The organism is Paenibacillus sp. GQ49 (assembly GCF_059759055.1).
On record NZ_JCAXEL010000021.1, the window covers coordinates 65,003 to 78,225 of the forward strand.

Here is a 13,223-nt window from a genome sequence, read left to right on the forward strand (position 1 = left end):
AGTTCCTCTTTATTTTTGTGCGTTCATTATTGAACTTTATTGAACTATAAACTGACCTGCTCAAGAAGTGGGCTCTGAAACAGCCGATTGAACTTCCTGACGTTCTTTTTTGGCGCGAATTACAAATCCCCAGCCAATATTGGCAATGGACAGGACAAACAGTAGTGCAGCAAACCAACCAGAGTAGGAGATCATGATTGCTGAAACCGTTAACAAAATAATCGAAGAGAATGCGAACCATAAGGATAAGCCTTTACTCATTGGGAAAAACCTCCATCTACAAATTTAGTAAAACTCCGTATAACCTGTAGCCTACGAGCCATAATAATCTTGCAAGCTTGCAATTACATTACAGACACAGATTGAAGGGAGATTATAAATATGGCTCAAGGATCTCGTTCTAACAACTTGGTGGTACCTCAGGCAAATTCAGCACTGCAACAATTGAAAATGGAGGCTGCACAGGAACTGGGTGTAACTATCCCACAAGACGGTTACTACGGTAACTACACTTCCCGTGAAACAGGATCTTTGGGTGGATATATCACCAAACGTCTGGTACAAATCGCTGAGCAGTCTCTGGCTGGGTCTGGCAAATAATTTATTTTAACCAAACAGCAACAAAACAGGATAAACAGAAAGCCCGGGGCGGAAACGCTCCGGGCTTTCTCGCGTATCAGTTCCTATGTTTGATTGTGCCTTGCCATGCTCACTTCGTCAAGGGCGTGCAGATAAAAGTTTTTTATCCATTTTCTCATCGCTTAACCAGCCTACATACGTATCAATCGTCTCAAAATTCCGATCCATCACAATCACCGCGACAAATGGATATTGTTTCCGGTGTCGATAACGTACATCTGCCCAGCGGACCTTGTAACCAGCAGGCAGTTCTTCAACCTCTGCCACCGCATAGGAGGTGAAATAGAGAAAGGAACTGACTTCCGGTGATTTGCGTGAAGCAGCAACGGCCGCATGAGTAGAAGACGAGGCGTGCAGACTCCATACCAGATTAGAACCATCCATTTTACCGATCACATAACTGCCGTCCTTAACTCGTTTAACCACATGCCAGCGGTTCCAGGATATCGTTGGAATGACGATGTATCTTGCCTGCTCTGGGCTGTTGTCGAGACGTCTAACTTTTCTGACTGCTTGTGCACGAGCAATCGTTCGCCATATATAATATAAACCGGTCAAACTATACAACGTAACAAAGAGTGGTGCAGGGGCGATCAGATCAAAGGCCCATAACAGGATAGCTATGACATGTGTAGTGAATAGAAACGGATCAAAAATATGAATGATGTTCCAGGCGATCCAGCGTTCCGTAAAAGGCCGGGCGGCTTGGGTTCCATAGGTGTTGAACAGATCGGTGAATACATGAAAGCCTACGGCCACAGCGGTCCAGGTGGCAACGTGTCCAATAGGGACACCAGGGAATATCAGTGCAATGACGCCGGTGATGAGCAAAACCCATAACAGGAGAAATGGCAGAGAGTGTGACAAGCCCCGATGATTCCGAATGTAAAGCGAATTGCTTTTGAGACGTAACGCAGTATCAATGTCAGGGGCCTGGGAACCGGCGATCGTGCCAACCATTACCGCAGCTGCAAGCATGGGACTCGCTGCGACTACAGGATCGACATAAGCCAGACCGGCTAGACCAATCCCCATGACAAAATGTGTAGAGGTATCCATAAACGTCTCCTTTGTGTGGTGTATCGTTCTAAGGCATATTACTTCTCTATCTAGGTGATACCCATATATAGTGTATAATATCCGTCTGTCAGGATGCAAAACATCCCTAATTTCAAATTTATTACAATAACCTGTATTATACCCAATAAATGTACGAAGTTTGTCAAACTATTTTGGTGTTTCCTATGATAAACTTTATATCGGATACTGAGAGAAGTTGCATCAGAGAATACGCGGTCGGATATGTTACATAAATATTTATGGGCATTGTTCCTTTTAACCGTTACAATAATATAGAATCTCATAAAAAGTAGGTTTCTTTGAATACATATGTCACAGTAGATGGATGAAGCGAAACAAAGGTGATTTTGGGTTCACATATGTATGCGTATTCATAAGAGAAGATACAGAAGGGACGAGGAAGATGCTGAAAAAGTACAAATGGACATGGATGCTGCTCGGGCTCGCACTTATTATGGCTGTGTATCTGATGTGGGGCACTGTATTTGCCAGTAAGGAAAAATTACCAGAGATTCGTGAAATCCAATCCTTTTCTATGGAAAATGTAGATGGCAGTACAGTATCACTGGAGGATACGCAAGGAAAAGTCCGCTTGTTCTACTTTTATTTCACCAGTTGTCCGGATGTCTGCCCGATTACGACGTTTACGTTATCCCAGGTGCAGGATCTGTTGAAAGAGGACGACACCTTTGGTAAAGATGTCTCATTTGTATCTATTTCATTCGACCCGAAAGTCGATACAAGAGAGAAGATTAAGACGTTTGCGGACCGCTTCCATGCGGATTATTCCGGATGGTACTTCTTGCGAGGGGATATGGACAAAACCAAACAATTCGCCAGGGAATCATTCCAGATCCTGATCGATGGGGAGAGTAAGGATGATTTTGCCCATATGAACATGATTGGTCTGGTGGATGAGAACAACCAGCTGCGCAAGGTATATAATGCGTTTAATACAGAGGACGTTGTGCCTGCTGTCATTGCCGAGGATATTCGCAATCTGATTAAGGAATAATCATCTGATACTCATATTGTAAAGGCTGCCTTCAGGTTGGATATCAACCCAAAGGCAGCCTTTTGGTATTTCATTTTAATAGGAAGGATGTTCAGGGTATTGGATGTATGTCTCTAACCCGGCCTTTTCCAGCTGGGCAATGATATACTCATCAGGTGTTCCTTCCACACCCGCATATCCTCGTCGTGTATACATCTGTACTGCATCCGGGAAAGCATCCCGAAGTACACCTCTAATTTTTTTGCCGGAACTGTCATTATCCATAAATAAAAAGACTTCATCGTAACCGACTTGCTTGCGCAGGGTCTCCAGCTTGAGGGAATTAAGTGTTCCAAACGTACATAGAATGTTGATCTCGGGTCCAACCAGACGTTTCAGTTTGCTTCGGTCATTCTTACCTTCCACAATGACATGAATAGGCATGATATTCACCTCTTGTTCGAGAGCTTATGTCGACATTCCCCGGGAAATGTTGCAGCGAAAATCGACTGATTATATAAAATGGACTCCTTTCTTTACACTGTTCACCACGCGGGCAGGAGCACCTCTGATTTCTAAATTCTTTTTCAAATACATCAGGTTAATTCTGATCAGTAGTGGCCGTTACGGTTACGGATCGTTCCTTCGATCGCTGTTGTCTCCAAATTTCTGATTGATTTTATTTTTTATAGGTTGAAATATGGAGACAAAGGCGAACGCTAACGCTTCTTCAAAATCGATTCCGTCCCCTTCACTACTTCCAATGATCGTCCATACCTAATGATGATATTCAAGAAAAAGATGAAATCTTAAAGACGGCGCTGATAATCCCTAGGCCGCTCCGTTCGAGTGTAAAACGTTAGTCCATTTTATATAGTTTAGCTGTAAATGGGGGAATGATGCAAAGCTAATGAAAATACTGGCCTAATTGCTGTTATAACAGTAGGAAAGCAGAGCTTGAAACAGGCCTAATTCAATATACTTTTCGGATCGGACAGGGATGCTTCGCGTCTGGATGTATAGTATGGAAGCAGCAGCATACCAATCATTAATAAAACAAAGGCGATGAAATAGGGTGATAACCCGACACGAAGTTGCCCGGCTGTGATGGGGCCGATGAAAGAGCCGATGGAGGTGGCGATGGATTGCAGCGAGAAAATGCGGCCCAACTTGCTGCCTCCGCTCAGACGGATAAATAGGGTTGCCATAGCTGGAAAGATAATGCCTTTGGACATCCCAAGTACAAATAATACGGTGGACAACGGAACTTGCGGAATGGCTGCCATCACAAAAAAACACAAGGACATTAACAGCACGCCCGCAACCAGACGAAGCTTGGGGGAATACCGGTTGAGGAATAACATGCTGAGTGTGAAGAGTGCCCCAATACTGATAATAGAGAACAGCAGTCCGGTAGACATGATGGACGATTGTCCTCCTCCCCTCAGGGGTAATTCGAAGAAGAGAATTCCTTGGGCACAGGCAATCACCAGAGGCAAGGCAAAGTATCGCCAGGACACCGGCAGGAATGCACTTGTGGCATCTGCTGGTGAAACGTCAGGTTTGGCAGGTTCCGTTACTCTCTCATGCTGCTTGATGATGCCACGAGGCATCGTCATGAAAGCAATGACACCAGTGAGAATAAGCAGATAGCCCAAGCCTGAAAATGTAGCAGAGAAACCCATGGAACCTACAATGATCGCACCGGCTGCTGGTGATATCACAGATGCGAGGGTATGTACTACCCCGTGACCCGACATATACTTCCCCTGTTTCACCGGATCGCTGGATAACTGTGCAAGCAGGGCGAGACATGCAGGAGACAGGAAGGCCAGTACAAAACCGCTGATGGAACGCAGCGCCAGCAGTTGCCATGGTGTCTGGACATAGGCTTGCAGGAGCAGGATGAATCCTGCACCGAGCAGACTGAATACAATGTAGCGGCGACTGCCATGTTTATCGATTTGTGTTCCGGCAATCAGATTGCCAGGAAGATGTGTTAAGGAATAGATGCCCATCATCCAGCCAATGAAGGTAGGGGCGGCTCCCAGCGAGATGGCAAAAGGAGTCAGAATCGGATACTGGGCGTGCAAATCAAATACAGCAAGGAACAAAAACAGGTATAGCCAGATGGCCGTTTTCACATAAGCCCCTCCTTGTTAAGCGATGCATGTTCAAACTACAGGTCTTGAACGTGTTCCCCGTTCGCCCGGCAGAACCTCATGGTACTACTTGTACGCCCGGCGGGACGAACTTAGACCGTTTATTTTTAAGGGAGAGGGCTTAGCTGACAGCAGCTTCGGAAATCATGTATAATATTCGGGAGTGTTACGAATGAATTCTAATACGGAAGGTGTAGTCATGAACATAGAAGTAATCAAAGAGTTTGTGATGCAGAACTGGCTGGTGATCGTGGTTGCATTGATCATATTGTTCTTTGTTCTGAATGTGGTCAAAACCGTATTGAAATGGGCGATTGCCATCATCATTATTGCGGCTCTACTGATATACAGCGGCATCTCCATTGATCAGATCAAACAGACAGTAACAGACGTACAATCCAGCACGATGGATACATTGAAGAAGGAAGCAACCAGCATGATGCTGAAGGAGGCTTCCAAAGCGAAATACGTCAAAGGACAGGATGGAGCGTTCACCATCACAAGTCCCAATGTGGAGATTAAAGGCAGAACTCAATCGGATAAAGTCGATGTGACCTTCCGTGGAATTTCACTTGGCGAATGGAAACTCGACAATGAAACGATACGTACGTTTGTCGAACAGGCACAGGAGAACAAAACAGCACCAGCATCGTAGTAAAGGGGGAATCGGTACGTGCTGCAGAATTGGCTGGACAGCCTGAAGGAATTGAATGGCATCACGATTATGCTGTTGTTGATTGTGGCTGCTTCATTATTGCAGGGTTGGTCCAGAGGGGCTTCGCGTTCAGCAGGCAGACTCTTTGGGTTCCTGATGGATGGCATTATGGCGGTCATTGGTATTCTGTTGTCGATCGGTTTAACGTTGTGGCTTGCGCCATATGTACAGCAGTGGCTGTCTGAGTATGCTTCAGCCATGCCTAATCGTGAGTTGAACCGGTGGGAACAGATGTATTATACGTTGGTTACGGCGATTGCAGATTTTCCGCTAATGCGGTTCGCTGTATTATTTGTACTTAGCTATGGACTCATCCGACTGATTCTCGGGTTTCTCTCATCATTTATTTTTAGCAGCAGGCAGGGGTCAGCTGAGGAAAGTGCGCCTAAAGGTATGTTTAGTCGGTTGACGGGTGCAGTCATTGGCACGATCATAGGCTCCGTCCGCGGAATGATTGTCATCGCAGTTTTGTTCATGATTGTCAGTCTTTACCCTGGAAGCATGTTCAGCCGATATGTGGAAGCATCCCCGATCTATATGCAAGGAGCCAAATCGGTTATCGAACCGTTGTCTGGCACGTTCATCAAGGACAAGCTACCCGTCTTTACGCAGGCTGTGCAGAAGGAACTGGGCGGCATCCTGCAACGTAAATATGAAGTCATCGACCACAATATTCCAACGGACATTGAATCTGCAGCGAGTGAGATTGTCAAAGGCCAATCGACAGATGAAGCCAAAGCAAAAGCGCTATACGACTGGGTAGGTTCACGTATTCAGTATGACTATGGTAAAGTGGATGACTATGAGCAAAAGGGCATATGGCATGAACAGAATCCACAGAATACATTTGATACACGTAAAGGCGTATGTATTGATTATGCCCGTCTTTACGCCGTGATGGCCCGTTCACAAGGACTTGAAGTCAAAGTGGTTACAGGACTTGGTTATAACGGCCAGGGAGGGTACGGTCCGCATGCGTGGAATGAGGTGTATTTGAGTGATTCCGAGAGCTGGGTTCCGCTTGACCCGACATGGGCGATCAGTGGAGACTGGTTTAATCCTCCGAATTTTGCCGACACCCATCTAAAGGATCAGTCAGCTTAACATTACCACAGACATGGGTCCGGAATATGACGACGTTGCCAGGTTATCATGCCGCGAAGAACCAGTTTGAGCGGTATGCATCAAGTCATGAAAGAGGTAGGATGGATGAAAAAACATTCCAATGAGAAGGATGAACTTACGGACAAACGGCGCTTCAGTTACCGAATGAACGTATTTTTCTTCGCTTCCTTTGTTATTTTTAGCGTTATTATTGTACGCTTGGCCTTTTTACAATTTGTCGAAGGGCCTGAGCTTAGTCAGGAAGAAGCAAGTAACATTACCAAAGATGTACCACTTCCTCCTGTGAGAGGCACGATCTATGATTCTACAGGTGAGGTGAAGTTGGCTTACTCCAAGCCCATTCAGTCTCTCTACCTGACACTGTATAAAAACTATGGGGATGTTGATGGGAAACCGAGTCCTAACATAGGGGAAGTGCAGGATATTGCAACCCGGTTGCACGATGTATTTGAACAGTACAAGCTGAAGGATTCAGAGTCACTTACAGTGGAGAAAATTATTGAAGAGATGGACTTGAACTCCCGCAAAGCGAACGGTTTTATGCCACGTCTGATCAAGAGTGATCTGTCCGAGGAAGAAGTTGCTTATTTCTTACAGCACAAGGACGAGTTCAAAGGTATTCAGATCGTCGAGGAGAGTGTGCGATTCTACGATCCGGATACGGTAGCGGTTCAGACCATCGGTTATCTGAAGAAGTTCAGAAGTTCGAAGTCCTTGAACAAATACAAAGAGGTGGATGAGGCCAATAAAACGCAAACGGATCCGGGCCTGGTGTATACAGAGAATGAATTTGTAGGCTTTGATGGACTGGAACTGCAATATCAGGATGCTCTCCGCGGCAAAAGCGGATATACATCCGTTGATGTTGATTTGCGTAACTTGCCTGAAGGTGTAGCAGGTTCTACCCCGCCACAGAAAGGTTACGACCTGATTTCCAGCATTAACAAGAACGTTCAGGTGAAAACAGAACAGGCCATTCTGGATCAGTTGAGTTGGCTTCATCGGAATCCAGTTTCCGGTCGATTGCATCCAAATGCCAAGACCGGGTTTGCGGTTGCGATGGAAGTGGATACGGGGAAAATCGTATCTGCTGCCAGTATGCCGGACTATGATACTAACGTATGGAGAACCGGCGGTATAAGTAATGAAGATTACGATAAAATAAAATATATCTATCAAAATGGTACGATCCGTGGATTCCCGCCAGATGATACGGGTAAACGGGCGGAATCTGTTGTGTTGCTAGGTTCAACGATCAAACCACTTAGTGTATTGATCGGTTTAAAAGAAGGTTTCTTCACTACAAATACCGTATATTCGGATAGAGGTTCAACGACCTTTGGTGGAGACAATCGCAGAGTGCAGAACTCATCAGGGCATGTGTATGGTGCAATGTATCCTCGTGATGCGATTCGTCATTCCTCAAACGTGTTCATGATTGACGAGATCGGGAAGAAGCTGTACTCGAAGTATGGTGCACAGGGTGTTGACGTATGGGATAAATATATGGAGCAATTCGGTCTTGGTGTATCTACAGAGGTAGATTTGCCTAATGAGCGGCCTGGTCTCAAAGAATACATGGAAAGCTCCGAGAGTTCCTTGACCAAGTTGGTATATGCCTCCTTTGGTCAGCAAGGAAAATACACAACCATGCAGTTAGCGCAGTACACCACGATGCTTGCGAACAAAGGAAAACGGATGGAACCACAACTGGTTAACGAGTTCCGGGATTCGGAAGGCAACGTGGTCGAAAAAGTAAAACCGAAGGTACTGAGCACGGTGGAGTTTAACGACGCCTACTGGAACGAAGTGCAACGAGGCATGGCTACCGAAGTTTCGGCATTTAGCGGCTTCCCTTATGATTTTGCCAGAAAAACAGGTACATCGACGCAACTCGTCGGCGGTAAACTGGTGGATAACGGGGTGTTTATCGCCTATGCACCACGTAATAATCCAAAGCTTGCTGTCGCTGTGGTTATTCCCGAAGGGGGCTTTGGTTCGAGCAGTGCGGCTCCGGTTGCACGTGCGATCTTCGATGCCTATGACGAGGAATTCGGTCTCGACGGTGTACCGAAAAAGGACAAAAATAAAGAATCAGATTCGGAATCAGGCACACAGTGATGTGAGGCATTGGTTACAGAGGGGACCCTTCGTGGGTCCTCTTTTTTGTTTTTACGTGGAGAGTGAATCGTAAGAGTGAACTAATTAGTTGCATTAATATGTAACCATATGAGCTGTACCACGTTTATATAAGGGAAGGGTAAACGTGATCCGGAGAACGGGATAACGTTGATATGTCAGTGTTTACATTGAAATCGGTAGATTGGGTAGTGTAACGGTAACGGTTCTGTTTACGAAAATGTAACCAAATATTGAAAGACGTGACAGCTAACCTTTGGTAGACTTGTATGAGAAAGGATTAAATATGGATTGAACACGTTCACAAGACGGATTAAATATTTTATTTTTATAGAGGAACGGGAGAGGCTTAAAACATGTTTAACCGATTGAGGAAGAAACCCATGACTGAAGAAGATACACCCGTCAACAAGCCTTCCACCGCAAGGCTGAATCTGTTTTTTTTCGCGGCATTTGTCATATTCAGTATCCTAATTTTCAGATTAGCCTTTGTACAATTTGTGGAGGGTCCTGAACTGACGTATATGGAAACGAGTCGTAATACCAAGGATATCCCACTTGCACCTGTTCGTGGTCCCATCTATGATGCGACAGGGGAAGTCGCGCTCGCTTATTCCGAACCTGTACAGTCCCTCTATGTGTTGTTGTATGAGGATTATCGGAATGATGAACGCAGGCAGGAAGCAGAGGAACTGGCTCATGATCTGGCGGCTGTGTTTAAGCAGTTTAATCCAGGGGACAAAGAGCAGCCGGATGCGGAAGAGATCATCAAACGACTGGATCTGGATTACCAGAAAACGTTCGGGTATGTGCCGAGGCTGGTGAAGTCGGATCTATCGACCAAAGAAATTGCCTTTTTCATGGAGAAAAAAGCGGATTATCCAGGCGTTATGGTGCTGGAAGAAAACATAAGAAAATATGACCCGGATGGTGTAGCGGTTCAGGTTGTGGGTTACACAAGAGAGTTCAAGCGAGCACCAGATTCCATTGCCAAATATAAGGCCATCCGCGAGGGGGCAAGTACCCAGCGTGATCCTGGTCTTGTGTACCATGAAGAAGAGAAGGTTGGCTTCGATGGGCTGGAGCTTCAATACCAGGAAGAACTCCGTGGACGAAGCGGATATCAGTCCATTGATATTGACGCACGTAATCTGCCAGATGGGACGATGTTACAAACACCACCGGAGAAAGGCTACAGTCTTGTTTCCACCATTAACAAGGAAATTCAGATGGCTGCACAAGAGGCGATAACGGACGAATTGCGAAGACTGCCTAAAGCAATTACCGGATACGCAGTAGCCATGGAAGTGGATACGGGGAATGTGGTAGCTATGGCAAGTATGCCGGACTATGATCCGAACGATTGGGATTATGACAAAATTAAGTATGTATTCCGGAACGGAACCACTGAGTCGTTCCCACCGAATGATGCCAAGCCTAGTCGGGCGGAATCCGTTGTACTCCTTGGATCAGTAATCAAGCCGCTAAGTGTGCTTATTGGATTAAAAGAGGGATTATTTACAGCAGGAGAGACCTATCATGATCAGGGATATGCGGTTTTGGGGAAAGACGGACGACAAGTGAAGAACTCGCATTCTGCTTATAATGGTTCTATTACGGCGAGAAGAGCGATTGAGAAATCCTCCAATGCCTTCATGATTGATATGGTGGGTAAACGTTTGTTACGTAATTATGGCTCAGAGAAAGGCATCGATGTCTGGCACAAACACATGCAGGAATTTGGCTTGGGTGTGTCCACTGGTGTAGATCTGCCTAATGAATTTCTGGGTAGGCTAGAATATACTAATAAAGACGAATCAGCTCTAACACGTTTGGCGTTTGCCTCATTTGGGCAACAAGCCAAGTACACTACGATGCAACTCGCCCAATACACGACCATGCTTGCCAATAAGGGCAAACGGATGGAACCACATCTGGTGAAGGAAATCCGTGACGCGGACGGCAATGTGGTGAAAGAGATCAAACCTAAGGTGCTTAATGAAGTTGATTTTGCCGAGGCGCACTGGAATGAAGTGCACAAAGGAATGGTTACCAAAGTAAGTTCATTTGACGGTTTCCCATACGATTATGCACGGAAAACAGGAACATCAGAGCAGGGCACCGGACCGAACAAAAAAGAGAATGGTGTATTTATTGCCTTTGCACCACGAGATAATCCGAAGCTTGCTGTCGCTGTTGTTGTACCGGAAGGTGGGTTCGGGTCAGTCAGTGCTTCACCAATAGCACGGAAAATTTTCGATGCATATGATGAAGTGTATGGTCTCGATGGAACGCCAAAAGGGAAGAAAAACGAAGGAAAAGACAAAGAGTAATGCAAAAGAACCTCGCGGAAGTTAGCTCTTTTAACATCGTGACCGAAAGGTTTATGAAGTGAATTAAATATATTTGGACAGGCAGGGGAAATAATCCCTTGCCTTTTTTTTTGGCTTCGGATAAAATTTGCACAAGGGAAACATTATTAGTCTTGATTAAAACTTAATACCTTGTACAACAAAATTAGATGTAGACAAGTATTTTAGGAGAGGGAAAGGGGACGATTGAATTGTTAATGGTGAAAATGAGGAGTATTCAGAGGGGGGTCATTACGCTAGCGGCTCTGGTTCTGGTTATTGTACTTACGGCATGTTCCAGTGATGCAGAGACGAGCAGTGGTGGCAAGTTACAAGTAACCGCTACAACGGGAATGATCGCTGATGTAGCACGTGAGGTAGGCGGGGTATATGTTGATGTTACCGGGCTAATGGGCCCGGGAGTTGATCCCCACTTGTACAAGGCATCCCAAGGTGATATTCGCAAGCTGGAACAAGCAAAAGTCATTTTCTATAATGGACTGCATCTTGAAGGCAAAATGACAGACATTTTGGAGAAAATGTCCTCAAGCAAGCTGGTTACTGCTGTTACAGAGACTATTCCAGTCGAGGAGTTACACTCAGGCAAAGATACAGGCGGCACCGAATATGATCCGCACGTCTGGTTTAACGTCAGCCACTGGATGCATGCGGCAGAAGCCGTACGCGATACGCTCGTGGAGGCGGACCCGGACCATGCGGAAGAGTACAAGGCTCAGGCAGAGGCGTATCTGGCGAAGCTCGAAGCACTGGATGCCGAGGTGCGTGAGAAGATTCTGGAGATTCCTGAAGCAAGCCGGGTATTGGTTACGGCGCATGATGCATTTGGATATTTCGGTCAGGCTTATGGAATGAAAGTAATGGGGCTTCAGGGCATCAGTACAGCAGCCGAATACGGTGCAAAAGATGTTAGCGAACTGCGGGATTATCTCGTAGATAACCATATCAAAGCAGTATTTGTTGAATCGAGTGTGCCTGCAAAAGCGATGGAAGCTATCATTGCCGGAGCAGCTCAAAAAGGACATACAGTCAGCATTGGTGGAGAACTGTTCTCGGATGCCATGGGGGCTGAAGGAACGGAAGAAGGCACATACATCGGTATGATTCGCCACAATGTTGAGACGATTGTAGAAGCCCTGAAATAATGAATCACATGAAGAGAGGAGTTACAGGATTATGGAAGATACAACTTTATTGGAACAAACTCCTACGAAACTGAACAACAGTCACTTGCAGGGAACGCAGCCAACATCGGCTCCTCTTAGTGTGAGGGATCTGGCTGTTGCGTATCACAAAAAGCCGGTGCTTAGCAGCGTATCCTTCGATATTCCGGAAGGACAGCTCATCGGAATTCTCGGACCAAATGGTGCAGGGAAATCAACACTGATCAAAGCGGTTCTGGGACTGGTACCGAAGATGCATGGTGAGGTACGGATCTTCGGACAATCGTACAGGGAGCAACGTCGCCGCATCGGTTATGTGCCCCAACGGGAATCGGTGGACTGGGATTTCCCTACACATGCGCTCGATGTGGTGATGATGGGACGGTATGGTCATCTGGGCTGGTTCCGTCGTCCTGGGAAAAAGGAGCGAGACCTGGCGGCACACTGCCTGGAGCAAGTCGGCATGGGTGATTACATGTACCGCCAGATCAGTCAGTTGTCCGGTGGACAACAGCAGCGGGTCTTTCTGGCGCGGGCACTCGTGCAAGACGCAGATCTGTATTTCATGGATGAGCCGTTTGCAGGTGTGGATGCCACCACGGAGAAAGCTATCATTTTACTTCTGGAACAGCTGAAGAAAGAAGGAAAGACGGTACTGGTCGTTCACCATGATCTGGCGACAGTTGAGGAATACTTCGACCATGTGCTGCTGCTCAATGGACGACTGGTGGCTGGCGGACCGACAAGCGAAGTATTTGTACCAGATACACTGCAAGAGACGTACGGAGGCCGGATTGCGATGATCGGAAGCCGGACGGAGAAAGGCCAGGTGTAGTG

General features: G+C 46.2%; 12 protein-coding genes. 8 read left to right on the plus strand and 4 right to left on the minus strand.

Features of this window, described 5'->3' with window-relative positions:
* Window positions 1-60: 60 nt before the first annotated feature.
* Window positions 61-261: a hypothetical protein gene (locus tag AC6CIF_RS26410; protein WP_221823608.1), complete on the minus strand. Its 201-nt coding sequence runs from the start codon at window positions 259-261 to the stop codon at window positions 61-63.
* Between the two features lie 120 nt (window positions 262-381).
* Here AC6CIF_RS26410 and AC6CIF_RS26415 point away from each other — a divergent pair, with 120 nt between their 5' ends.
* A complete protein-coding gene (locus AC6CIF_RS26415) occupies window positions 382-600 on the plus strand; it encodes an alpha/beta-type small acid-soluble spore protein (RefSeq protein ID WP_024634589.1) in 219 nt (72 codons plus the stop codon).
* A 117-nt stretch (window positions 601-717) separates the two neighbouring features.
* On the opposite strand, the gene AC6CIF_RS26420 is transcribed toward AC6CIF_RS26415, so the two are convergent.
* Window positions 718-1,698 carry a metal-dependent hydrolase gene (locus AC6CIF_RS26420; protein WP_498202141.1) on the minus strand — a complete coding sequence of 327 codons (981 nt, stop codon included), beginning with the start codon at window positions 1,696-1,698 and terminating at the stop codon, window positions 718-720.
* 424 nt (window positions 1,699-2,122) lie between these two features.
* Between AC6CIF_RS26420 and AC6CIF_RS26425 the strand changes: the two genes are divergently transcribed.
* Window positions 2,123-2,734 (plus strand): SCO family protein, encoded by a 612-nt coding sequence (locus tag AC6CIF_RS26425; protein ID WP_036605732.1) that lies wholly within the window; start codon window positions 2,123-2,125, stop codon window positions 2,732-2,734.
* A gap of 75 nt (window positions 2,735-2,809) precedes the next feature.
* On the opposite strand, the gene AC6CIF_RS26430 is transcribed toward AC6CIF_RS26425, so the two are convergent.
* Complete coding sequence (locus tag AC6CIF_RS26430; RefSeq protein ID WP_036605733.1) at window positions 2,810-3,157, minus strand: toprim domain-containing protein; 348 nt, start codon at window positions 3,155-3,157, stop codon at window positions 2,810-2,812.
* Window positions 3,158-3,681: 524 nt separating this feature from the next.
* Entirely contained in the window at window positions 3,682-4,857 is a 1,176-nt protein-coding gene (locus AC6CIF_RS26435) for an MFS transporter (RefSeq protein ID WP_498202142.1), read from the minus strand.
* A gap of 190 nt (window positions 4,858-5,047) precedes the next feature.
* On the opposite strand from AC6CIF_RS26435, the gene AC6CIF_RS26440 reads away from it, so the two are divergent.
* The 6 genes from AC6CIF_RS26440 (at window position 5,048) to AC6CIF_RS26465 (ending at window position 13,221) form a co-directional block, all read left to right on the plus strand.
* Window positions 5,048-5,530, plus strand: coding sequence for an ATPase (locus tag AC6CIF_RS26440; protein ID WP_174806458.1), 483 nt, complete (start codon window positions 5,048-5,050; stop codon window positions 5,528-5,530).
* Window positions 5,531-5,548: 18 nt separating this feature from the next.
* Window positions 5,549-6,694 (plus strand): transglutaminase domain-containing protein, encoded by a 1,146-nt coding sequence (locus AC6CIF_RS26445; RefSeq protein WP_221823598.1) that lies wholly within the window; start codon window positions 5,549-5,551, stop codon window positions 6,692-6,694.
* A 105-nt stretch (window positions 6,695-6,799) separates the two neighbouring features.
* Window positions 6,800-8,836, plus strand: coding sequence for a peptidoglycan D,D-transpeptidase FtsI family protein (locus AC6CIF_RS26450; protein WP_498202143.1), 2,037 nt, complete (start codon window positions 6,800-6,802; stop codon window positions 8,834-8,836).
* 401 nt (window positions 8,837-9,237) lie between these two features.
* Complete coding sequence (locus tag AC6CIF_RS26455) at window positions 9,238-11,187, plus strand: peptidoglycan D,D-transpeptidase FtsI family protein (RefSeq protein WP_498202144.1); 1,950 nt, start codon at window positions 9,238-9,240, stop codon at window positions 11,185-11,187.
* Window positions 11,188-11,423: 236 nt separating this feature from the next.
* On the plus strand, window positions 11,424-12,368 hold the full coding sequence (locus tag AC6CIF_RS26460; protein WP_498202170.1) for a metal ABC transporter solute-binding protein, Zn/Mn family: 945 nt from the start codon (window positions 11,424-11,426) through the stop codon (window positions 12,366-12,368).
* Between the two features lie 31 nt (window positions 12,369-12,399).
* A complete protein-coding gene (locus tag AC6CIF_RS26465) occupies window positions 12,400-13,221 on the plus strand; it encodes a metal ABC transporter ATP-binding protein (RefSeq protein WP_498202145.1) in 822 nt (273 codons plus the stop codon).
* Window positions 13,222-13,223 lie beyond the last annotated feature (2 nt).

Bases quoted from the DNA above. Each gene is read 5' to 3' on its own strand.
- AC6CIF_RS26425 (WP_036605732.1), top strand. From the start codon at position 2,123: ATGCTGAAAAAGTACAAATGGACATGGATGCTGCTCGGGCTCGCACTT.
- AC6CIF_RS26415 (WP_024634589.1), top strand. From the start codon at position 382: ATGGCTCAAGGATCTCGTTCTAACAACTTGGTGGTACCTCAGGCAAAT.
- AC6CIF_RS26420 (WP_498202141.1), bottom strand. From the start codon at position 1,698: ATGGATACCTCTACACATTTTGTCATGGGGATTGGTCTAGCCGGTCTG.
- AC6CIF_RS26430 (WP_036605733.1), bottom strand. From the start codon at position 3,157: ATGCCTATTCATGTCATTGTGGAAGGTAAGAATGACCGAAGCAAACTG.
- AC6CIF_RS26450 (WP_498202143.1), top strand. From the start codon at position 6,800: ATGAAAAAACATTCCAATGAGAAGGATGAACTTACGGACAAACGGCGC.
- AC6CIF_RS26465 (WP_498202145.1), top strand. From the start codon at position 12,400: ATGGAAGATACAACTTTATTGGAACAAACTCCTACGAAACTGAACAAC.
- AC6CIF_RS26455 (WP_498202144.1), top strand. From the start codon at position 9,238: ATGACTGAAGAAGATACACCCGTCAACAAGCCTTCCACCGCAAGGCTG.
- AC6CIF_RS26440 (WP_174806458.1), top strand. From the start codon at position 5,048: ATGAATTCTAATACGGAAGGTGTAGTCATGAACATAGAAGTAATCAAA.
- AC6CIF_RS26460 (WP_498202170.1), top strand. From the start codon at position 11,424: ATGGTGAAAATGAGGAGTATTCAGAGGGGGGTCATTACGCTAGCGGCT.
- AC6CIF_RS26410 (WP_221823608.1), bottom strand. From the start codon at position 261: ATGAGTAAAGGCTTATCCTTATGGTTCGCATTCTCTTCGATTATTTTG.